Genomic DNA, 21563 nt, shown 5'->3' with positions numbered 1-21563 from the left:
CCGTCCGCTCCGGACGCGAGCCCGGACACCCCTGCCCCCGCACCGTCTGTCCCGGAACCGTCTGCCCCGGAGTCGCCTGCCCCGGCACCGCCTCCGCCGGCAGAGGCGGCGCCGGCACCGCCTCTGCCGCCCACGCCGGGGTCGACTGTCCCGGCGGCGGGCACCACACCGACCGCGTCGGCGTCGACCGAACCCGGGTCGACGGCCGCCACGGCGAGCGCCACGGAACCGAGCGAGCCGACGTCGGCCGTGCCGCAATCGAGCGAGCCGACGTCGGCCGTGCCGCAACCGCGCGAGCCGAAGTCGAGCCCGGCCTTGCCCACACCACTGACCCCGACGGCGGCGCAGACGGCCGTCGTACCCGCCGTGCCCGCCCCCACCCTGACGAGCGGGACGCGGCGGCGGTGGCCGCTCTGGACCGTGCTCGGGCTGGCCCTCGGGCTGGTCGCGGGCGCGGTGCCCGGCGTACTGCTGCGGCAGCTCGCGCCGGACGCGGCCGGCCAGCAGACGGCGGGCCGGGAGGCGCCCGGTACGGCGGCCGAGCGGCAACTCGCCGCGCGGATGGTCGCGCAGCTCGACCGGCAGGGCAGCGCGCTGCTGCGCGGCGACAAGGCCGGCTTCCTCGCCGTGGCGGAGCCGACCGCTCGGCCGGCGCTCACCCGGCGGTACGCGGCGCTTCGGGCGCTCCGGGTCACGACGTGGCGGCCCGGCGCCGAGCGGGTGCCGGTGGCGGTGGACGGGCAGCCCGGTCAGTGGCGACTGACCGTGACGGTGGGCTACTGCTTCGTGGTGCCGGGTTGCGCGCCGAGCACGGCGGAGCTGGGCACCCGGTGGCGGCTGGTGGGGGAGGAGCCACGGCTGGTGGCCGTGGAGCCGTCCCGGACGGACCCGACCGGCGTACGCCCGTGGGAGGTGGACGACCTGGCGGTGGCGGTCGGTAAGCGGGCGCTGGTGGCCACCACGCCGGCCCAGCGGGCCAAGCTGCCCGGCCTGCTCGCCCGCGCCGAGGCCGCCGCCCGGGCCGCCGACCGGTACGCGGTCGGCCCGGCGCCGGACCGGTACCTGGTCTACTACGCCGGCCGGGCCGAGTGGCAGCGCTGGTACGGCGGTGGCCGGCCGAAGTGGACCGCCGGTTACGCGGTGGGTGTCGGCGGTGGCCGCCACGACGTGGTGCTCAACGCGCAGAGCCTCGCCCCGGCCGGCGTCGACGACCTGCTCCGGCACGAGTTGACGCACGCCGCCTCGCTGCCCGACCAGGGTTACGCGGACCGCGCGGACTGGTGGCTGGTGGAGGGGCTGGCCGAGTACGCCGGCGCGGACGGCCAGCCGGTGGACCGCTACGAGGGGCTGGCCGAGGTGCGCAAGCTGCTCCGGGGCGGGTGGTCCGGCCGGCTGGACGCGGTGGCGCCGGCCGACGACGCGACCGACGACCGGGTCGGCGGCGCCTACGGCGTCGGGTACCTGGCGGTGCGCCACCTGGTCGACAGGTACGGCGAGCAGCGGGTGCTGGACTTCTTCCGGGCCGTGGTGCACCAGCGCCGCGCCCCGGACGAGGCCGCCGACGAGGTGTTCGGCGATCCGTGGCCGGCGCTGCACGACGACTGCGTCACCTACGTCCGGTCGGCCGCCGGCTGAGCCGCGACCCGACGCGCCGAGGCGTCGACACCGGTCGACGGGTCGTAGCATGGGCCGGGTGGCCCGCACCCCCTCGCCGCGGCTGCCCGCGGCCCGCCGCCCCCGTCTCGTCACCGCCCTTCTCGCCGCCGTCGCGCTGACCGGCACCACCGCCGCCAGGTGCGGCGACGACACCCCCGCGGTCAGCGTCGCCGCCGTGGGGCGCGCGCCGGTCACCGAGGTGATCGACGCGCCGGCCACCGTCACCGCGCGGGCCGCGGCGACGCTCACCGCCCCCGCCGACGGCACGGTGGCCGGCCTGAAGGTCCAGCCCGGACAGCGGGTCACCCGGGGCCAGGTGCTCGCGGTGATCGACTCGCCGTCCGCGCGGGAGCGCCTCGCCCGGGCGCGGGACGCGCTGCGCGCCGCGAAGCGGGCCGGCCGGGGTGTCGGCGTCGGCGACCTGGGCGGCAACCGGCGTGGCACCGACCGGGCCGCCGACGAGGCGTTCGCCGCCGCGCGGGCCGCCGCCGGCAAGGTCGGCGACCCGCAGGCCCGGGCCGCGCTGCTGCTCCAGGTCGAGTCCGCGCAGCGGCAGTACGCGTCGGCCGCCCGCGCCGCCGACCGCGCGGTCGCCGCCGTGCAGCGCGGCGTGGCGGGCCTGAACAGCGCCGTCGGCGCGTTGTCGGCCGCGCAGCGCCTCCAGGCCCAGCAGGCGTACGACCTGGCGAAGACGACCGTCGACGCGTTGACGCTGCGCGCCCCGATCGCCGGCGTGGTGCAGCCGGGCGGCACCCGGGCGGCGACGCCGACCGACCTGGCCGGGTTGCTCGGCGCGGCCGGCGGCGCGGGGGTGCCCGGCCTCGACCCGTCGGCGGCGGGCGCGGCCGGGTCGGGTGGTGGCCCGCCGGCCGGGGTCGACGACGCGGTGCCGGCCGGCGGCCGGGTCACCGCCGGCACGCCGGTGCTCACCGTGGTGGACATCGGCCGGCTGGGTCTGCTCGCCGAGGTGGACGAGACGGACGTGCTGCTGGTCCGCGCCGGAGTGCCCGCCTCGGTCGAGCTGGACGCGGTGACCGGCGCGACGTACGAGGCGACGGTCCGTTCGGTCGACGTGCTGCCCACCAGTTCCGCGCGGGGCGGTGTCACCTACCGGGTCCGGCTCGACCTGGGCGCCGGCCGGCTCGGCGAGGAGGCCGCCCCGGCGCCCCGACCGGGCATGAACGCGGTGGTCCGGCTCCGGGTCCGGGAGGCGACGGACGCGGTGGCGGTGCCGGCCTCGGCGGTCTTCTCCGCCGACGGGCGGGACGCGGTCTGGGTGCTGCGGGGCGGTCGGGCGGACCGGGTGCCGGTGACCGTCGGCGTGCAGGGGCAGGATCTGGTGCAGATCGTCGACGGGGTGCGGGCCGGCGACCGGGTCGTGGTGCGCGGCGCCGACCAGGTGCGCGACGGCCAGGAGCTGCCGTGACCGTCGCCGCGGTCGAGGCGGTCGACGTCTCGCGCGCGTACGAGCTGGACGGGGTGTCGGTGTCCGCGCTGCGCGGTGTGTCGCTCACCATCGACCAGGGCGAGTACGTGGCGGTGATCGGGCCCTCCGGCTCCGGCAAGTCCACGCTGATGCACCTGCTGGGCGGGCTGGACCGGCCCACCGGCGGTCGGTTGGTGATCGGTGGCCGGGACGTGGCCACGCTGACCGCGCCGGAGCTGGCGACGCTGCGCAACGAGACGATCGGCTTCGTCTTCCAGGCGTTCCACCTGCTGGCCCGGACGTCCGCGGTGGACAACGTGGCGTTGCCGCTTGTGTACCGGGGCGTCGGGGCGCGGCAGCGGCGGGAACGGGCGGCGGCGATGCTGGGCCGGGTCGGGCTGGGGCACCGCCTGCACCACCGGCCGAACCAGCTCTCCGGGGGCGAGCAGCAGCGGGTGGCGATCGCCCGGGCGCTGGTCACCGAGCCGGCGGTGCTGCTCGCCGACGAGCCCACCGGCAACCTGGACAGCGTCACCGGCGAGGCGGTGCTGGAGCTGCTGGAGCGGTTGAACGCGGAGTCCGGGGTGGCGCTGGTGATGGTGACGCACGACCAGGAGGTGGCGGCCCGAGCACGTCGGCGGATCGCGGTCCGGGACGGGCTGATCCGGTCCGACACCGCTCATGATCGACCGGGGTCGGACGACGCGGACGGACCTGCGACACTGGATCCCGCTCCCAGCGCGGAGCCCCGGTCCGCGTCCGGAAGCGGCCCGGGGCACCCGTCCGGTGGCTCCGGTGGCGCCACCGGAGCCACCGGACGCCTTCCGCGTGACGGCGACGGGGCGGCCCGGTGAGGGTGGCCGAGGCGTGGCGGGTGGCGCTGGACGCGCTGCGCGCCAACCGGATGCGCAGTCTGCTGACCATGCTCGGCGTGATCATCGGGGTCGCCTCGGTGGTGATCCTGGTGGCCATCGGCACCGGCACGAAGCGGCAGGTCGAGCAGCAGGTCGAGGGGCTCGGCTCGAACCTGCTGCTGGTGGTGCCCGGGAAGATCGAGGTGGGCACCGCGCCGGTGGTGTCGCCGCTGGACCTCAAGGACGTCGACGCCGTCTCCCGGGTGGTCGGCGATCCCGGCCGGGTGGCCGTGACGGTGGCCTCCGGCGCGACCGCGCGGGCCGGCAACCGGTCCGACTTCACCACCGTGCAGGGCGTGCTGGAGACCACCCCGTCGGTGTTCACCCGGTCGCTGGCCCGGGGCCGCTACCTGTCCGGGGCCGACGTGGACACCAGCCGTCGAGTGGCGGTGCTCGGCGCGTCGGTGGCCCGGACGCTCTTCCCCGACCGTGATCCGCTCGGCCAGCAGGTCACGCTGGCCGGCGTACGGTTCCGGGTGATCGGCGTCTTCGCCCCGCTCGGGCAGAGCCTCGGCGTGGACCGGGACGACGAGGTGCACGTGCCGGTGACCGCCGCGCAGCGGCTGTGGGGCACCCAGCGGATCGACGGCATCGCGGTCAAGGCGCCGGACCGGGAGCGGATCGACCAGCTCGGCGAGCGGATCGTCGCGGAGCTGTCCCGCCGGCACCCGGACACCGAGTTCAGCGCCGTCACCCAGCAGCAGATCCTCGGCGTGCTCGGCGACATCCTGGGCGTGCTCACCGGCGTGCTGGCCGCGATCGCCGGCATCTCGCTGCTGGTCGGCGGCGTCGGCGTCTCCAACATCATGCTGGTCTCGGTACGCGAGCGCACCCGCGAGATCGGCCTGCGCAAGGCGGTCGGCGCCCGGCCCCGGGACATCGGCGTGCAGTTCCTGCTGGAGGCGGTGCTGCTCACCTCGATCGGTGGCCTGACCGGGATGGCGCTCGGGGTGGGCACCGCGCTGCTGGTCGACGCGTTCTCCCCGATCCCGGCCGCGATCACCTGGTGGTCGCTGGCGCTGGCGTTCGGCGTCTCGGCGGCGGTGGGCATCGTGTTCGGCGTGGTGCCGGCGCAGCGGGCCGGCCGGCTCGATCCGGTGGTGGCGTTGCGCGCCGAGTAGGCGATCCGGACGCGCCACCCGTCCGGGCGAAAAAGCCCTGGCGGGCGCCCGCCCCGCCATGATCAAAGGACGGAAGGGATCGCGCAGGTCACAGCCGTCCCGCTACCGTACTCATTACACGCGCGTCGCTCGTCGAGGCGGGAGCACCTGCCCGGTGGCACGCGCCGGGCACGGGAATGGGTCGGTGAGCCATGGCCGGGTCGCAGTCCGACGCACGGCTGTCGGATGTCAGGTTCCTGACCGTCGCCGAGGTGGCAACGGTCATGCGGGTCTCCAAGATGACGGTCTACCGTCTCGTGCACAGCGGTGAGCTGACCGCGGTGCGGGTCGGTCGTTCGTTCCGGGTGCCCGAGCACGCCGTGCACGAATATCTCCGGGGCGCGTTCCAGGAGTCCGCCTGAGCCCTCGGCGACGCCCGCCGAGTGCGACGAAAAGGGGCATCGACGGGGGCGCGTTGGTCCTGCTGACGCACTCCGGCTACCCTGGAGCCCGACCGTGATCGCTCCTGGTGTGCCCGGCCCACCACGCTGGTCCGGTCCGTTGTCCGCAAGCGGGCAGGGCGCCACCGCGTTGGTGGTGCCTCCCGGTCCGCCCCGCACGTTGCATCGAAAGGCTGTCGTATGGGCTCGGTGGTCAAGAAGCGCCGCAAGCGCATGGCTAAGAAGAAGCACCGCAAGCTGCTGCGCAAGACCCGCGTCCAGCGTCGCCGTCTCGGCAAGTGACCGGGGCCGGGCGCTGACCCGGCACCGGCACCACTTGCCAACTGTCGACCCTCGGAGGCTCAGGTGATCAGGCCGCGGACGTTCCGGCTCGATCCTGCCTGCCGCGCAAGGCGCACGACATGACCCCCGGTGGCACCTCCGGTGCCCCGGGGGTCGTCGTCGTCACCGGGGTCGGCCGGTTCCTCGGCGCCAACCTCGCCGCCCGGCTCGCCGCCGACCCACGCATCGAGCGGGTCATCGGCGTCGACCCGGCCCCGCCGAACCCCGAGCTGGCCGACCTGCTCTCCGACGTCGAGCTGGTCCGGCTCGACCTCGACTCGCTCGGCGGTCTCCTGATCGACCTCGACGTCGACGCCGTGGCGCACCTGGCGCTGGTCACCGCGCCCGACCCGCAGCACGGCGGTCGGGCGGCGATGAAGGAACAGAACGTCATCGGCACCATGCAGCTGCTCGCCGCCGCCCAGCGCGCGCCGCGCCTGCGCCGGCTGGTGGTCCGCTCGTCGACCGCCGCGTACGGGGTGTCGTTCCGCGACCCGGCCGTCTTCACCGAGGAGACCGAGCCGCGTGAGGTGCCGCGCGGCGGGTTCGGCCGCGACATCCTCGACATCGAGGGGTACGTTCGCGGCTTCCGCCGCCGCCGGCCCGACGTCACCGCCACCGTGCTGCGCTTCGCGCCGTTCATCGGCTACACGGCCGACACCACGCTCACCCGCTACTTCGCGCAGCCGGTGGTGCCCACCATCTTCGGCCGCGACCCGCGCCTGCAGTTCCTGCACATCGACGACGCGCTGACGGTGCTGCACCGGTCGGTCGCCGAGGAGCACCCGGGGACGTTCAACGTGGCCGGTCCGGGCGTGCTGTCGCTCTCACAGGCCATCCGCCGGGCCGGCCGGGTGGCCGTGCCGGTGCTGGAGCCGGGCTTGGCCGGGGTGGCCGCGGTCGCCCGCACCCTGGGCTTCGGCCGGTACGGCCTGGACCAGGTCGACCTCTTCGTGCACGGTCGGGTGGTGGACACCACCCGGCTGGAGCGTGAGTTCGGCTTCACCCCCCGCTCGACCGCTGCCGCCTTCGACGACTTCGTCCGCGCCCACCACGGCGGGGTGGTGGTGACCCGCGACCAGCTCGCCGCGGCCGAGCAACTGGTGCTGGAGAGCATCCGTCAGGTCCGCTCGACCGTCCGGGAGCGCTCGTGAGCAGCACACCGGAGCGGTGGGACGCCCGCTTCGACGTACCCCCGACCGGGCCCGGGCCGGACGCGGAGCCGGCGCGGCGCAACGGGCACCGGCCGGTCACCGCGCCGGCCGCCCGACCGCCCGCGCCCCCGGAGCCGGCCGACGAGCCGGACACCTCCGCCGACGAGCCGACCACCCGCCCGGTCGCGAGGAAGACCGTGGCGAAGAAGGCGGTCGCGAAGAAGGCGGTCGCTAAGAAGGCCGTGGCGAGGCAGGCGGTGGCGGAGAGCGCGACCCCCGGGGACGGCCCGTCCGGGCCGGCGGTGGGCGACCGGCCCGGGGACCAGTGGGACCGTCGGGTCGCGCGGGGGCTCGCGTTCCTGCGCCGCCGGCTCGCCGGTGACTACGAGGTCGACGAGTTCGGCTTCGACCCGGACCTCACCGACGCGGTCTTCCATCCGCTGGTCCGGGTGCTCTACCGGGACTGGTTCCGCACCGAGGTCGGCGGCCTGGAGCACGTGCCGGCCGAGGGCGCCGGCCTGGTGGTGGGCAACCACTCCGGCACCGTGGCGCTGGACGCGCTGATCCTCTCCGCGGCGCTGCACGACCGGCATCCGAGCCACCGCTACCTTCGCCTGCTCGGCGCCGACCTGGTCTTCCGGATGCCCGTGGTGTCCGAGCTGGCCCGCAAGACCGGCGGCACGGTCGCCTGCAACCCGGACGCCGAACGGCTGCTCGGCAACGGCGAGCTGGTCGGCGTGTTCCCGGAGGGCTTCAAGGGCATCGGCAAGCTCTACTCCGACCGCTACAAGCTCCAGCGCTTCGGCCGGGGCGGCTTCGTCTCCGCCGCGCTGCGTACCGGCACGCCGATCGTGCCGGTGGCCATCGTCGGCGGCGAGGAGATCTATCCGATGCTCGCCGACATCAAGCCGCTCGCCCGGCTGCTCAAGCTGCCGTACTTCCCGGTGACGCCGACGTTCCCCTGGCTGGGCCCGCTGGGCATGGTGCCGCTGCCGAGCAAGTGGCTGATCGAGTTCTGCCCGCCGATTCCGACCGCGCACCTGCGGGACTCCGCGGACGACCCGCTTGTCGTGTTCAACCTCGCCGACCAGGTGCGGGAGACCATCCAGCAGACGCTGCACAAGCTGCTCGAACGCCGCCCGGACCCGTTCGGCCCCTGAGCTTCGGGTCAGGCGCGCTGGCGGCGGCGGTGCAGGGCCAGCCCGGCGGTCACCGCGCCGGCGAGCAGCCCGGCGGCGGCGGTCGAGGGCACGGCGATGCGGACGGCCCGACGGCCGGTGCGGAAGTCACGGACCTCCCAGCCCCGCTCCCGGGCCCGCCGCGACAGCGCCGGGTCGGGGTTGACCGCGACCGCGCGGCCCACCGCGGACAGCATCGGCAGATCGTTGGCGGAGTCGCTGTAGGCCGCGCAGCGGGTCAGGTCCAGCCCTTCCACGGCGGCGAGCTGGGTGACCGCCTCCGCCTTCGCCGGCCCGTGCATCAGATCGCCGACCAGCCGGCCGGTGTACGCCCCGTCGACCACCTCGGCCACCGTGCCGATCGCGCCGGTCAGGCCGAGTCGGGCCGCGATCACCCGGCCGATCTCCACCGGGGCGGCACTGACCAGCCAGACGCGCTCGCCCGCGTCGAGGTGACGCTGGGCCAGCCGGCGGGTGCCGGCCCAGATGCGCGGCGCCATCAGCTCGTCGAAGATCTCCTCGGTGAGCCGCTCCACGTCGTCGACCCGCCAGCCCTGCACGAAGGCGAGCGCGGCCTCCTTGGCCTGGGACATGGTCCCGGCGTGCTCGGTGGCGAGCAGTCGGAACCGGGCCTGCTGCCAGGCGAACCGGGCCAGGTCACCGGCGGTGAAGTAGTTCCGGGCGGCCAGCCCGCGGGCGAACCAGTAGATCGACGCGCCCTGCATCATCGTGTTGTCCACGTCGAAGAACGCGGCGGCCGTCGGGTCCGGCGCGATCGTGGTCGCGGGTGCCGCCGGGGTCTCCGCCCAACCGGCGGTGTGCCCGTGGACGTCGGTGCTGACCGTCACCTTGCGGGACCCGGTCACCGCGACCTCCCTCCCTCGACGAGCCTGGTACGCGTGCCGCGTCCACCGTATCCGGCGTCTCGTGACGGTCGGGTGTCCGTCGGGGGAAGTGTGGCCGCGCGCTCAGCGTTCGCCGGGGCAGGTGGTCGGCGCCGGCCCGAGCGTGTCGCTGGCGGTCGGCGCGGGCAGCCCGCAGGCGATCGTCTCGCGCAGCGCGTCGGCGCGTCGGCCGGCGGCGTCGAGCAGGGCAAGCGAGCGGCGGGTGCGGTCCCGGTCGGCGTGGTCGGGCCGGGCGAGCAGGCCGCTGACCACCCGGCGCTGACCGGCGAGGAACGTGTCCACGGCGTCCAGCGCGGTCGGGTCGGAGCGTTGCGCGGCCACCGTGGTCAGCAGGCGTACGCCCTGGCGGGTGTCCGCGTCCATGTCGTCCAGGACGGCGCTGAAGCCGAGCCGGTCGTCGCGGACCGTGGCGGCCTCGTCGAGCCGGGTCCGGGCGAAGTCGAGGAAGAGCTGACCGCGGCTGATGTCCGAGCTGGCCAGGGCGAGCTGGGCGCGTTCGGTGGAGCGCTTCATGCCGTACAGCGCGTCGCCGGGCAGCGCGTTCTCGCTGGCGGCGGAGATGCCGGAGAGGGCGATCGCACCGGCGGCCACGCCGACCAGGATCGCGCCCCGGGCCCGCGCCCGGCGGCCGGTGATGGCGGGCAGCAGCGCGCCGAGCCCGCCGGCGCCGGCGTCGGTGGTGGCGGGGAGGCCCTCCCGTTCGGCGGTGGCCACCAGCATCGCGCGCAGGCCGGTGCGGAAGTCGGCGTCGACCTCGACGGTGGGCCGCTCGACGGTGAGCCGGCGGGTCACTCCCACGAGCGCGGTGAGTTTGCCGTCGGCGCGGGACCGGACGTGGTGTCGGCGTCCGCCGTTGGCCTCGTCGAGGAGTTGCGCGAAGCGCTCGGCTCGCCGACCGGAGAAGAGGTCGCTGTCCACCGCGGGCACCCCCTCTCGCTGGTCACGGCCGGGCGGCCGTCGTCGTCACCAGCGACCCGTGGCAGCATGTGGCCGAGTGCCGACCGGGACGGCCGACCTGACCCGCCGGACCGGGTGGGCCCGGGGGACGCCGGGACAACCACTGGTCGCACCCGGAGAAACGGTTCGCGCCGGCCGCCGGTTACGGGCCGTTCGGGGGCGAAATAACCGGGTGTGACGGGGGTCGCGGGCGGGCCGGGGCGTGCGTCAGCCACCGGCGTCGGGCCGGTGGCGGGACGGGGATGCGGCGGGTCAGGCGTGGAAGCCGTCGGGCAGCAGTCGGGCCAGCGCCCGTACCGCCCGGTACTGGAGCGCCTTGATGGCGCCCTCGTTCTTGCCCATGGCACGGGCCGTCTCGGCGACCGAGAAGCCCTGCAGGAACCGGAGCACGATGCACTCCTGCTGCTCCGGGTTGAGCTGCTTGACGGCGGTGAGCAGGGCGACGTTGGTGATGTGCTCGACCACCGCCGCCTCCGGGCTGCCCTCCGGGCCGCGGTCCTCCCGGTCGGCGTCGAGGACGTCGCCGGTGGTCACCTCCAGCCGGTAGCGCCCGGACTTGAAGTGGTCGGCGACCAGGTTGCGGGCGATGGTGACCAGCCAGGCGCCCAGGTCACGCCCCTGCCAGGTGAAGCTGCCGATGCGTTTGAGTGCCCGCAGGAACGTGTCGGAGGTGAGGTCCTCGGCGAGTTGGCGGTTGCCGACCCGGAAGTAGACGAACCGGAAGACGGTGTCGACGTACCGGTCGTAGATCAGGCCGAACGCCTCCGACTCGCCGGCCTGCGCCCGCTCGACGAGCGTCCAGACCTCGGTGGCCGGGTCGGACGGGTCGGGGCGGCTCGGAAAGCCGGTGGCCGGCGTGGCGGCGGGGACGGCCGGCAGCACCGCCGTGTCGCCGACGGTCACCACCGGCAGCACCGCGGTCTCGGCGGCGGGGGGCTCGGCGCTGGTCGCCGCGTCACCGCGGCGGGCCTGGGCCGGCGGGACGGCTGGGCGGGGCGGGGCGCCGACGCGCCCGGCGGTGGGTTTCGCGTTGCCGCCGGGGGACGCCGGGCGCAGCGGCGCCTCGTTGCCGTGGTGCGCGCGGCTGCGGGTCCGTCGGGTCTCGCCGCTCAGCGCGAGCAGGCCGTCCGCGCGTGGCGCGGGCTCGGCGCGCTCGTTGAGCGGGTTCCGCTGGGTCGGGCCGGTCACCCCGGCCGGCCGTTCCGCGTAACCGAACGTGGTCACCGTGCCTCCCCGGTCCAGATGGGCAGCGACCTCGCCGGGCGCCGGTGCGGCGCTGCGGGGCCGGGCGCGACCCGGTGGGGCGCGGCCGGTGCGGGACGTGTCGGCGGGCGGCACGTCCCGTTGAGGTGCTGGTCCAATGCGCTCACGGGCACGGGGGCCTCCTCGGGCTGAGGGGTGTCGACTCACGGCAAATGGGTGAGCCGACCCGAGTGATGATAGGCCCAACGTCACCCGCGCGTGGCAAGTCCGTTACACAGAGCGGAAGTATTTCCCGCGTGCTCGCACTCCTGCCGGACCGGTTGTCCGTCGCTCGTGGTTGACTTTCGTGCGGCAACCTGGTGCGCGGTGGAAGCCCAGGTCGAGGCCGATTTTTCGGCCGCCCGGCGTGTCGTGAGCGCGGTTCGTGAACCCGTCTCCATTCACGCCCCCGCAGCCCGCGAAGATCACGCTCCCACTCATGGGAATTGCGTCCACTGTCAATCGCGGTCTCACCCGGCGGACCCGGGCGGCGCTCGGGGGCATGGCCCGGCGCACCCCGCTGTGCCAGACTCAGCCACCGTGCAGGACGCCGCCGACAGCACCGCGCCGAACCTCGCCGACCGCCTCCGCCGGGCCGCCGCCGACCACGGCGGCCGGGTCGCGTTGCACTGGCGCGACACCACGCTCACCTGGGCCGCGCTGGACACCGTGGTCACCGCCACCGCCCACGCGCTGCACGCCGCCGCGCCGCCGGCGGACCGCACGCCACACCCGCCCCGGGTGGCGATCGGCTTCGGCAACACCCCCGACTTCGTGGTCACCTACCTGGCCACGCTCCGCGCCGGCCTGGTCGCCGTGCCGGTCAATCCCGCGCTGACCGGCCGGGAACTGCGGCACGTGCTCGCCGACTCCGGCGCCGCCGTCCTGGTCGGCGCCGCCGACGTGACCGCCCGGGTGGACCCCGCCGACCTGCCCGCGCTGCGCGCGGTGCACACCGTCCCGCCGGTCGCCGCCGACGACGCCCCGGCCCGGTTCCCGACGCGGAACGGGGACGACCTGGCCGTACTGCTCTACACCTCGGGCACCGAGGGCCGACCCAAGGGCGCGATGCTGTCGCACCGGGCGCTGGCCGCCAACCACGCCCAGGCCGACCGGATCGACCCCCCGGTGGTCGGCCCCGACGACACCGTGCTGCTGGCGCTGCCGCTGTTCCACGCGTACGGGCTGAACGCCGGGCTCGGGGCGGTGCTGCACCACGGCGCCACCGGCGTGCTCGTCGACGAGCCCGGCCCGACCGGGGCGCTCGACGAGATCGCCCGACACCGGGTCAGCGTGCTGCTCGGCGTACCGTCGATGTTCCTGACCTGGGCCGATGCGGCCGGCGACCCGAGCGCGGCGCTGGCCGGGGTGCGGGTCGCGGTGTGCGGCGCGGCGCCGCTGCCGCTGCCCGTCGGGGCGCGCTTCACCGAGCTGACCGGGCATCCGGTGCACGTCGGCTACGGGCTCACCGAGACCGCGCCGGTGCTCACCTCCACGCTGGTCGGCGGCGAGCCGAAACCCGGCTCGATCGGCCGCCCGCTGCCCGGCGTCGAGCTGCGCCTGGTCGGGTCCGACGGCGACGAGCTGTGGCGCGACGGGGTGCCCGCCGCCGAGACCGACGACGACGGGATGGACCTCACCGACGACCCGGTCGGCACCGACCCCGGGCAGATCGTGGTGCGCGGCGCGAACCTGTTCGCCGGCTACTGGCCCGACGGGCGGGGCGGGCCCGGCCCGGACGGCTGGTGGGCCACCGGCGACGTGGCGTACGCCGACGGCGACGGCGACCTGTTCCTGGTCGACCGGCTCGGCGAGCTGATCCTGGTCAACGGCTTCAACGTCTACCCGCACGAGGTCGAGTCGGTGCTCCAGGCGCACCCCGGGGTGGCGGAGTCGGCGGTCCTGGGCGTGCCGCACCCGCGGACCGGCGAGACTGTGCGGGCGTACGTGGTGCGCGCGGCCGGCTCGTCGGTGACGGCGGCGGAGCTGCTCGCCCACTGCGCGCGTAACCTGGCCCGGTTCAAGTGCCCGACCGCCGTCGAGTTCGTCGACGCGCTGCCGTACTCGGCGATCGGGAAGGTCCGCAAGACCGAGCTGCGCCCGGCACCCGTGGTGCCGTCGCCGGCACCGCCGACCGAGACCCGCACGGAGGTACCCGATGTCCAGTGACCCGCGGCTCATCCTGATCACCCGGCCCGGCTGCCACCTCTGCGAGGACGCGAAGGCGGCGCTCGACCGGGTGGTGGCGGTCACCGGCGACCGCTGGGTGGAGAAGGACGTGACCGGCGACGTCGAGCTGGAACGCGACTACGGCGACCGGCTGCCGGTGGTGCTGCTCGACGGCAAGGAGCACGGCTACTGGCGGGTCGAGGAGGACCGGCTGCTGCGGGACCTGACCACCCCGCAACTGTGAACTATGGTGCTCGGGTGACGGCTGCACGGCGCCACCTGGTGTGGGACTGGAACGGCACCCTGCTCGACGACCTCGACCTGGTGGTGCGCGCCACCAACGTGGCGTTCGCCAGCGCCGGCGGTCCGGCGGTCAGCGCGGACGAGCACCGGGTGCGGTTCCGCCGGCCGATCGCCGACTACTACGCGGAGATGCTCGGCCGGGCGGTCGACGCCGAGGCGTTCGGCGCGCTCGACCGGATCTTCCACGACGCGTACCGGGCCGGGCTGACCAGTTGCGCGCTGGCCGCCGACGCCACCGCCGCGATCGCCGCCTGGCCGGGCAGCCAGTCGCTGCTGTCCATGTGGTTCCACGACGAGCTGGTGCCCACCGTGCACACGTACGGGCTGACCCCGCACTTCAGCCGGGTGGACGGGCTGCGCGCCGCGGTCGGCGGCGGGCCCAAGGCCGAGTGGCTGGAGAAGCACCTGGCCGAGCTGGGGCTGGCCGGCGCCGACGTGGTGCTGATCGGTGACTCGCTCGACGACGCCGACGCGGCCACCTCGGTCGGCGGCGCGGCCGTCCTCTACACCGGCGGCCTCTCCGACCCGGCCCGGCTGCGTGCCAGCGGTCACCCGACCGCCGACACCCTCACCGAGGCGGTCACGCTGGCCCGCGCGCTGCGCTGAGCCGGGCGCGTCAGGCGCGGAGGTGGGCCAGGACGGCCAGCACGCGGCGGTGGTGGGTGGTGGCGTCCGGCGGCAGGTCGAGCTTGGTGAAGATGTTGCGGACGTGCTTCTCCACCGCGCCGTCGCTCACCACCAGGGCGCGGGCGATGGCGGTGTTGGAGCGGCCCTCGGCCATCAGCGCCAGCACCTCGCGCTCGCGCGGGGTCAGCGCGGCCAACGGGTCGTCGCGCCGCCGCCGCACCAGCAGTTGGCTGATCACCTCCGGGTCCAGCACGGTGCCGCCGGCGGCCACCCGGGCCAGCCCGTCCAGGAACTCGTCGATCGCGGCCACCCGGTCCTTGAGCAGGTAGCCGATGCCGCCGCCGGTGCCGCCCGCGGTGTCCAGCAGGTCGTCGGCGTACGACACCTCGACGTACTGGGACAGCACCAGGATCGGCGTGCCCGGCACCCGGCGACGGGCCTCCACCGCGGCGCGCAGCCCCTCGTCGGTGTGCGACGGCGGCATCCGCACGTCCACCACCGAGATGTCCGGCCGGTGCGCCACCACGGCGTCGACCAGCGCGTCCCCGTCGCCGACGGCGGCCACCACCTGGTGCCCGAACTCGGTCAGCAGCCGGACCAGCCCCTCCCGGAGCAGCACGGCGTCGTCCGCGATCACCACCCGCATGGGTCCGGTGTCTACCACGTCCGGGTCCCACCGCGCGGCCTCGACCCGGTGCGGCGGGTCGCCGGCGGCCGTCACCGGGGCGGTTCGGCGGGTCGCCGGTCCGGGCGGCGGGCGGTCACCGGGGCAGCTCCGCGTGGATCCGGGTCGGCCCGCCGGCCGGACTGTCCACCTCCAGCGTGCCGCCGGCCGCCCGGACCCGGTCGGCGATGCCGCTGAGCCCGTGCCCCTTGGCCAGGTGCGCGCCGCCGATCCCGTCGTCGGCGACGGTGATCTCCAGGCGGCCCACCTTCCGGGTCACCTCCACCCGGCAGGCGTCGGCCCGGCTGTGCTTCGCGACGTTGGTCAGCGCCTCGGCCACCACGAAGTAGGCGGTGCTCTCCAGGCCCGGGTCGAGCCGGCCGCCGGTGGTGCCCAGGTCGTCGTCGACGAGCAGCTCGGTCGGCACCAGCGCCCGGGCGGCGAGCGCGGCGAGCGCGCTGGGCAGTCCCCGGTCGACCAGGATCGGCGGCGCGATGCCCCGGGAGAGCGCGCGCAGCTCGTCGAGCGTCTCCCGGGTCTGGGCGACCGCCTCGTCCAGCGTGCGCCGGGCCGCGTCCGGGTCGGCGGCGAGCTGGTGGCGGGCCCGGCCCAGGTCCATGGCGAGCCGGACCAGGCGTTGCTGCGGCCCGTCGTGGATGTCCCGCTCCAACCGGCGCAACGCGGACGCCTCGGCCGAGGCGGCGGCCCGCTTCTGCTCCTCCAGCGTGACGATCCGCTGCCGCATCTCGGCCACGCCGGTGAGCAGCGAGTACGCCAGGCCGCCCTGGATCCGGGCCAGGGTACGGGTCACCAGCGGGAGGGTGAGGAGCGCGAACAGGCCGATGGCGGTGTTCAGCGCGATCCGCGCGCCGGCCCCGTCACCCATGCCGAGGAGCTGGCTGAGGTCCTGTTGGTCCGGCCCGCGCGGGATGGCCCAGTCGTACCCGCCGTAGAGCGTGCCGGTCAGCGCCAGCGCCCACCAGACCACCATCAGCACGAACGTGGGCAGGGTCACCAGGAGCCGCAGGAACGCGTGCAGCAGGTCGAGCCAGGACTGCGGGTCGCGGATCGGGGTGAACACCCGCCGCCAGAACCGGGCGCCGCGCCCGGGGGTCAGGTAGACCGGGCGGACCCGGGGCCGGCCGAGCACGCCGGGGAGCCGGAGCCGCTCCAGGTCGGCCAGCCCGCGCGCCGCGTAGAGCACGCCGGCCAGGACCGGCAGGCCGAGCGTGGTGACCAGCAGCCCGACGCTGAGTGAGATCCCCGCCACGGCGAGCACGAACCCGACGATCGCCAGCGGCAGGCTGAAGAGCACGTAGCCGGTGTCGTGGGCGAGTCGCCGGAACAGGCTCCGGACGGGCGAGGAGGGAACGGGTGCGGTGGCCAACGGCGCGGCGGTCATGGTTCGAGGCTATGGGCGCGGTCCCGGCCGGCCCATCCCGTACGCCGGCCGGTCGGGGGTGGGGTTCTCCCCACCCGGCACGTGAGAAGCGCCTCGCCGCGTCGGCTGCGGAGCGTTACCGCACGCACGCGATTGGTCAGAGAAGTCGGGATTGAGCAATAATCGCCTCGCGCCACCGAGGAGCGCGGTTGATCGATCTTGTGGGAATGGAGGGGCAGGTGGAGCCGCATCGCGAGTCATCAAGATCGCGATTTGTGCACCTCTTCACAAGCGCCTACTCTGTAGTTCCGACGCGCCCTGCTAGCACAGCCGGCAACATCGGTCGCCAGCGGGAGTCCCGAAACGGCCGGCCCCCGTCGCCGGTCGAGGATCGCACCGCACGGAGTCTCATGAGTCAGCACCGTCCCCCTGGCGCGCCCGGCCGCACCGGTGCCGTACCGGCGCTTCCGGACCTGCCCGAGGCGACCGTGTCCCGGCTCCCGGAATACCTGCGTGCGCTGCACGCGCTCGCCGAATCCGGCCACGAGACCGTGTCCAGCGAGGGCCTGGCCAGCGCCGTCGGCGTCAACTCCGCCAAGCTCCGCAAGGACCTGTCGCACCTCGGCTCGTACGGCACCCGGGGCGTCGGCTACGACGTCGCGCTGCTGATCGACCAGATCGAGTCGGTGCTCGGGCTCACCCAGTGCCGGGCCGTCGCGCTGGTCGGCGTGGGTAATCTCGGTCACGCCCTGGCCGGCTACGACGGCTTCGCCAGCCGCGGCTTCCGGATCGCCGCGCTGCTCGACGCCGACCCGTCCCGCGTCGGCGAGCGGATAAACGGGCTGGTCGTCCGGCACGTCGACGAGCTGTCCCGGGTGGTCGCCGAGGAGACCATCTCGATCGGCGTGATCGCCACCCCGGCGCCGGCCGCCCAGGCGGTCGCCGACGAGCTGGTCGCCGTCGGCGTGACGAGCATCCTCAACTTCGCACCGTGCGTACTCTCGGTCCCGGAAGGGGTCGACGTGCGCAAGGTCGACCTCGCGATCGAGCTGCAGATCCTGTCCTTCCACGAGCACCGCAAGGCGTCGCTGACCGCGCTGCCCGCCACCGGCGGGTCCGCGCTCACCGCCCTGCCCGGCGGGCTCGCGACCACCGACACCCAGGAGGCGATCGGCACGTGAAACTGCTCGTCGTCGGCGCGTCCTACCGCACCGCCCCGGTCGCCGTCCTGGAGCAACTGGCCGTCCCACCCGCGGATCTCACCCGCACGCTGGACCGGCTGGTCGCCCAGCCGTACGTCGCCGAGGCAGTGCTGGTCTCCACCTGCAACCGGGTGGAGGTCTACGCCGCCGTCGCCGGCTTCCACGGTGGGCTCGGCGACATCTGCGCGGTCCTGGCCGAGCAGGCCGGCTGCCCGCCGGCGGCGCTCGCCCCGCACCTGTACGTGCACTACGACGCCGCCGCCGTGGACCACGTCTTCCGGGTCGCCGCCGGGCTGGACTCCATGGTGGTCGGCGAGGCGCAGATCCTCGGTCAGCTCCGCGACGCCTACCACTTCGCCGGCGGCGCCGACTCCGCCGGCCGGCTGCTGCACGAGCTGATGCAGCAGGCGCTGCGGGTCGGCAAGCGGGCCCACGCCGAGACCAACATCGACCGGGCCGGGCAGAGCGTGGTCACCGCCGCGCTCGACCTCGCCGCCGGCCTGCTCGACAGCGACCTGACCGGCCGACCCGCCATGGTGGTCGGCGCCGGGGCGATGGGTTCGCTGAGCGTGGCCACGTTGTCCCGGCTGGGCGCCGGCCCGCTCACCGTCACCAACCGGGGGGCCGCCCGCGCGGTCCGGCTCGCCGAGTCGTACGGCGCCACCGCCGTGCCGATGGCCGAACTGGTCGACGCGCTCTCCACGGTGGACATCGTGGTCGCCGCCACCGCCGCCGCCGAGCCGGTGCTCACCCGCGACGTGGTGACCCGGGCGCTGGCCCGCCGCGACGCCGACCGGGGCCCGCTGGTCCTGCTCGACCTGGCCGTCCCGCGCGACGTCGAGGCCGGCGTCGCCGAGCTGTCCGGCGTCGAGGTGATCGACATCGACCGGATGGCCGCCGTCCTCGCCGACGGGCCGGCCGCCGCCGACGCCGCCGAGGTGGCCCGCATCGTCGCCGGTGAGGTCGAGGCGTTCCTGACCTGGCTGCGCGGTGCCGACGTGGCACCCACCGTGGCCGCGCTGCGCGGGCGCGCCGACGACGTGGTCACCGCCGAGCTGCGCCGGCTCGGCCAGCGCCGCCCCGACCTCAGCGACGACCAGCGTGCCGAGGTGGCCCGCACCGTGCACCGGGTCGTGCAGCGGCTGTTGCACCAGCCGACCGTACGGGTCCGCCAGCTCGCCGCCGAGCCCGGCGGCGACCAGTACGCGGCCCTGCTGCGCGAGCTGTTCGACCTGGAGGTGCCACAGACGTCCCCGGTCGACACCGTCCCCGACGTGGTCGCCACCGACACCGACGGCCGGCCGTCCTTCGACGCGGCCGACGTCCCGCCCACCGGAGGTGCGCGATGACCGCCCCCCTGCGCCTCGGCACCCGGGGCAGCGTCCTGGCGCTGGCCCAGTCCGGCCACGTCGCCGAGGCCCTCACCGCGGCCACCGGCCGCCCGGTCGAGCTGGTCGAGGTGGTGACCGCCGGGGACCGCTCCACCGCCCCGGTGCAGCGGCTCGGCGTCGGCGTCTTCGTCTCCGCGCTGCGGGACGCGCTGACCGCCGGCGAGATCGACTTCGCCGTCCACTCGTACAAGGACCTGCCCACCGCGGCGGCGCCCGGCCTGCACATCGCGGCCGTGCCGCCCCGGGAGGACCCGCGGGACGCGTTGGTCGCCACCGGCGGCCGGACGCTCGCCGAGCTGCCGCCCGGCGCGCTGATCGGCACCGGCGCGCTGCGCCGGATCGCCCAGTTGCACGCGCTGGGCATGCAGTTCGAGGTCACCCCGATCCGGGGCAACATCGACACCCGGCTCGGCCGGGTGCTCGGCCCGGACGCCGACCTCGACGCCGTCGTGCTGGCCCGGGCCGGGCTCACCCGGATCGGCCGCGCCGACGTCATCACCGAGACGCTCGACCCGATGCTCATGCTGCCCGCGCCCGCCCAGGGCGCGCTGGCCGTCGAGTGCCGGGCCGACGACCACGACCTGGTCGAGCTGCTCGCGCGGCTCGACCACGCACCGTCCCGCGCCGCGGTCACCGCGGAACGGGCACTGCTGGCCACCCTGGAGGCCGGGTGCAGCGCACCGGTGGCCGCCTACGGCGAACTCGCCGAGGGTGAGACCGGTGAGGAGATCTACCTGCGCGGTGCGGTGATCAGCCCGGACGGTTCCCGTGACCTCCGACTGTCCCGCACCGGAACGCCCGCCGACGCGGCGGAGATCGGCAAGGCACTCGCCGCCGAACTCCTCGAACTCGGCGCCGACTCGATCCTCGGCCAAGAAGGACACGCCGGCCCGGGGACCCAGCAACTTGGGAGCACAGAATGACCCGCACCCGTAAGCCCGTAGGCCGGATCGCTTTCGTCGGGGCCGGCCCCGGCGACCCGGGCCTGCTGACCCGCCGGGCGCTCGACGCCCTGGTCGAGGCCGACCACGTGGTGTACGACCGGGGAGTCCCCGAGTCGCTGCTGACCCACGTCCGCGCCCAGGCCCGGCCCGACGCCGAGTTCAGCCCCGCCGAGGGCGTGCCGGGGGACGTGGCGAAGGTGCTGATCTCCGCGGCCCGTTCCGGCCAGAACGCCGTGCACCTGGTGGCCGGCGACCCGTTCGGCCACGACTCGGTGGTCAAGGAGGTGCAGGCGGTGGCGCGCACCGCCGCGCACTTCGAGGTGGTGCCCGGCGTCGGCCAGGCCGAGGGCGTCGCCACGTACGCGGGTGTGCCGCTGCCCGGCGTGCGCACCGCCGCCGACGTCGAGGACGTCAACACGCTGGACTTCGACGCGCTCGCCACGGCGGTGGGCCGGGGTTCGCTGGCGCTGGCCGTGGACGCCGGTGACCTGGCCGCCGTCCGGGACGGGCTGCTGGCCGCCGGCGTCGACGGCGCCACCGGGGTCGGGGTGACCGGCGACGGCACCGGCGAGACGCAGTACACCACCACGTCGACCGTGGACTCGTTCGTCGCGGCGGCGCTCGGCTTCACCGGCCGCGTCGTGCTCACCGTCGGCGCGGGCGTCGCCGACCGCGACAAGCTGAGCTGGTGGGAGAACCGCCCGCTGTACGGCTGGAAGGTGCTGGTGCCCCGCACCAAGGAGCAGGCCGGCGCGATGAGCGCGCGGCTGCGCGCGTACGGGGCGATCCCGTGTGAGGTGCCGACCATCGCGGTCGAGCCGCCGCGTACCCCGGCCCAGATGGAGCGGGCGGTCAAGGGCCTGGTCGATGGCCGGTACGCCTGGGTGATCTTCACCTCGGTGAACGCGGTCCGGGCGGTCTGGGAGAAGTTCGGCGAGCACGGGCTGGACGCCCGGCACTTCGGCGGTGTCAAGATCGCCTGCATCGGCGAGGCGACCGCCGACGCGGTGCGCGCGTTCGGCATCCAGCCGGAGCTGGTCCCCGCCGGCGAGCAGTCCTCCGAGGGTCTGCTGGCCGAGTTCTCGCCGCACGACGAGATCCTCGACCCGGTCGGCCGGGTGCTGCTGCCGCGCGCCGACATCGCCACCGAGACGCTCGCGGCCGGGCTCACCGAGCGCGGCTGGGAGGTCGACGACGTGACCGCGTACCGCACCGTGCGCGCCGCGCCGCCGCCGGCCGAGATCCGCGACGCGATCAAGTCGGGCGGGTTCGACGCGGTGCTCTTCACCTCGTCCTCGACCGTCCGGAACCTGGTCGGCATCGCCGGGAAGCCGCACGCCCGTACCGTTGTTGCTGTCATCGGGCCCAAGACGGCGGAGACCGCGACGGAGTTCGGCCTGCGGGTCGACGTGCAGCCGCCGCACGCCTCGGTGCCCGACCTGGTGGAGGCGCTCGCCGCCTACGCCGTCGAGCTGCGCGAGAAGCTCGCCGCCATGCCGGCGAAGCAGCGCCGCGGCTCGAAGGTGCAGGGCCCGACCGCCCTGAGGTTCCGCTGACAGGAGGCACCC

The 21563-nt window shown here is 75.3% G+C and carries 20 protein-coding genes; 15 read left to right on the top strand and 5 right to left on the bottom strand.

Going from position 1 to position 21563, the window contains the following annotated elements; translation table 11 throughout:
• Window positions 1–315: 315 nt before the first annotated feature.
• The 8 genes from AB0B02_RS08810 (at window position 316) to AB0B02_RS08775 (ending at window position 8192) form a co-directional block, all read left to right on the top strand.
• Entirely contained in the window at window positions 316–1635 is a 1320-nt protein-coding gene (locus AB0B02_RS08810) for a hypothetical protein (protein ID WP_357298330.1), read from the top strand.
• 49 nt (window positions 1636–1684) lie between these two features.
• Entirely contained in the window at window positions 1685–3082 is a 1398-nt protein-coding gene (locus tag AB0B02_RS08805; RefSeq protein WP_357298327.1) for an efflux RND transporter periplasmic adaptor subunit, read from the top strand.
• Entirely contained in the window at window positions 3079–3936 is an 858-nt protein-coding gene (locus tag AB0B02_RS08800) for an ABC transporter ATP-binding protein (protein WP_281938309.1), read from the top strand. The genes AB0B02_RS08805 and AB0B02_RS08800 overlap by 4 nt, the downstream gene beginning before the upstream one ends.
• Window positions 3933–5117, top strand: a complete 1185-nt coding sequence (locus AB0B02_RS08795) for an ABC transporter permease (protein ID WP_107162558.1) — start codon at window positions 3933–3935, stop codon at window positions 5115–5117. The genes AB0B02_RS08800 and AB0B02_RS08795 overlap by 4 nt, the downstream gene beginning before the upstream one ends.
• Before the next feature lie 191 nt (window positions 5118–5308).
• Complete coding sequence (locus tag AB0B02_RS08790) at window positions 5309–5518, top strand: helix-turn-helix domain-containing protein (RefSeq protein ID WP_013288759.1); 210 nt, start codon at window positions 5309–5311, stop codon at window positions 5516–5518.
• A gap of 219 nt (window positions 5519–5737) precedes the next feature.
• Window positions 5738–5839, top strand: coding sequence for an AURKAIP1/COX24 domain-containing protein (locus tag AB0B02_RS08785; protein ID WP_007465623.1), 102 nt, complete (start codon window positions 5738–5740; stop codon window positions 5837–5839).
• A 119-nt stretch (window positions 5840–5958) separates the two neighbouring features.
• Window positions 5959–7032 (top strand): NAD-dependent epimerase/dehydratase family protein, encoded by a 1074-nt coding sequence (locus tag AB0B02_RS08780; RefSeq protein WP_281938308.1) that lies wholly within the window; start codon window positions 5959–5961, stop codon window positions 7030–7032.
• A gap of 257 nt (window positions 7033–7289) precedes the next feature.
• Complete coding sequence (locus tag AB0B02_RS08775; protein WP_357298384.1) at window positions 7290–8192, top strand: lysophospholipid acyltransferase family protein; 903 nt, start codon at window positions 7290–7292, stop codon at window positions 8190–8192.
• 8 nt (window positions 8193–8200) lie between these two features.
• Here the strand turns inward: AB0B02_RS08775 and AB0B02_RS08770 are convergent, their stop codons facing one another.
• The 3 genes from AB0B02_RS08770 to AB0B02_RS08760 form a co-directional block, all read right to left on the bottom strand.
• Window positions 8201–9076, bottom strand: coding sequence for an HAD-IB family hydrolase (locus AB0B02_RS08770; protein ID WP_281938306.1), 876 nt, complete (start codon window positions 9074–9076; stop codon window positions 8201–8203).
• A 102-nt stretch (window positions 9077–9178) separates the two neighbouring features.
• Window positions 9179–10033, bottom strand: coding sequence for a DUF5667 domain-containing protein (locus AB0B02_RS08765; RefSeq protein WP_357298317.1), 855 nt, complete (start codon window positions 10031–10033; stop codon window positions 9179–9181).
• Window positions 10034–10324: 291 nt separating this feature from the next.
• A complete protein-coding gene (locus tag AB0B02_RS08760) occupies window positions 10325–11296 on the bottom strand; it encodes an ECF subfamily RNA polymerase sigma factor, BldN family (protein ID WP_281938302.1) in 972 nt (323 codons plus the stop codon).
• Window positions 11297–11854: 558 nt separating this feature from the next.
• Here AB0B02_RS08760 and AB0B02_RS08755 point away from each other — a divergent pair.
• From AB0B02_RS08755 to AB0B02_RS08745, 3 genes are read left to right on the top strand one after another with little or no spacing between them, the layout of a single operon-like run.
• Window positions 11855–13483: an AMP-binding protein gene (locus AB0B02_RS08755; protein WP_357298312.1), complete on the top strand. Its 1629-nt coding sequence runs from the start codon at window positions 11855–11857 to the stop codon at window positions 13481–13483.
• Entirely contained in the window at window positions 13473–13727 is a 255-nt protein-coding gene (locus tag AB0B02_RS08750; protein ID WP_107162553.1) for a glutaredoxin family protein, read from the top strand. The genes AB0B02_RS08755 and AB0B02_RS08750 overlap by 11 nt, the downstream gene beginning before the upstream one ends.
• Before the next feature lie 14 nt (window positions 13728–13741).
• On the top strand, window positions 13742–14392 hold the full coding sequence (locus AB0B02_RS08745; RefSeq protein WP_281938298.1) for an HAD hydrolase-like protein: 651 nt from the start codon (window positions 13742–13744) through the stop codon (window positions 14390–14392).
• Between the two features lie 10 nt (window positions 14393–14402).
• Here the strand turns inward: AB0B02_RS08745 and AB0B02_RS08740 are convergent, their stop codons facing one another.
• Together AB0B02_RS08740 and AB0B02_RS08735 are read right to left on the bottom strand one after the other, a co-directional pair.
• The gene (locus tag AB0B02_RS08740) at window positions 14403–15059 is read right to left on the bottom strand and encodes a response regulator transcription factor (protein ID WP_357298306.1); all 657 of its coding nucleotides are present in this window, start codon (window positions 15057–15059) and stop codon (window positions 14403–14405) included.
• Window positions 15060–15174: 115 nt separating this feature from the next.
• The gene (locus tag AB0B02_RS08735) at window positions 15175–16479 is read right to left on the bottom strand and encodes a sensor histidine kinase (RefSeq protein WP_357298302.1); all 1305 of its coding nucleotides are present in this window, start codon (window positions 16477–16479) and stop codon (window positions 15175–15177) included.
• A gap of 389 nt (window positions 16480–16868) precedes the next feature.
• On the opposite strand from AB0B02_RS08735, the gene AB0B02_RS08730 reads away from it, so the two are divergent.
• Genes AB0B02_RS08730 through AB0B02_RS08715 form a run of 4 tightly spaced genes read left to right on the top strand, consistent with a single transcriptional unit; the run spans window position 16869 to window position 21551 of the window.
• On the top strand, window positions 16869–17639 hold the full coding sequence (locus AB0B02_RS08730) for a redox-sensing transcriptional repressor Rex (protein WP_281938293.1): 771 nt from the start codon (window positions 16869–16871) through the stop codon (window positions 17637–17639).
• Window positions 17636–19009, top strand: a complete 1374-nt coding sequence (locus AB0B02_RS08725) for a glutamyl-tRNA reductase (protein WP_357298297.1) — start codon at window positions 17636–17638, stop codon at window positions 19007–19009. The genes AB0B02_RS08730 and AB0B02_RS08725 overlap by 4 nt, the downstream gene beginning before the upstream one ends.
• Complete coding sequence (gene hemC, locus AB0B02_RS08720) at window positions 19006–19974, top strand: hydroxymethylbilane synthase (RefSeq protein WP_357298294.1); 969 nt, start codon at window positions 19006–19008, stop codon at window positions 19972–19974. The genes AB0B02_RS08725 and hemC overlap by 4 nt, the downstream gene beginning before the upstream one ends.
• Window positions 19971–21551 (top strand): uroporphyrinogen-III synthase, encoded by a 1581-nt coding sequence (locus AB0B02_RS08715; RefSeq protein ID WP_107162547.1) that lies wholly within the window; start codon window positions 19971–19973, stop codon window positions 21549–21551. Before hemC ends, AB0B02_RS08715 begins: the two co-directional genes overlap by 4 nt.
• Window positions 21552–21563: the final 12 nt, after the last annotated feature.

The organism is Micromonospora sp. NPDC049240, from assembly GCF_040647835.1.
Taxonomy (GTDB): Bacteria; Actinomycetota; Actinomycetes; order Mycobacteriales; family Micromonosporaceae; genus Micromonospora.
This window is presented reverse-complemented; position numbering and strand designations above follow the sequence as displayed.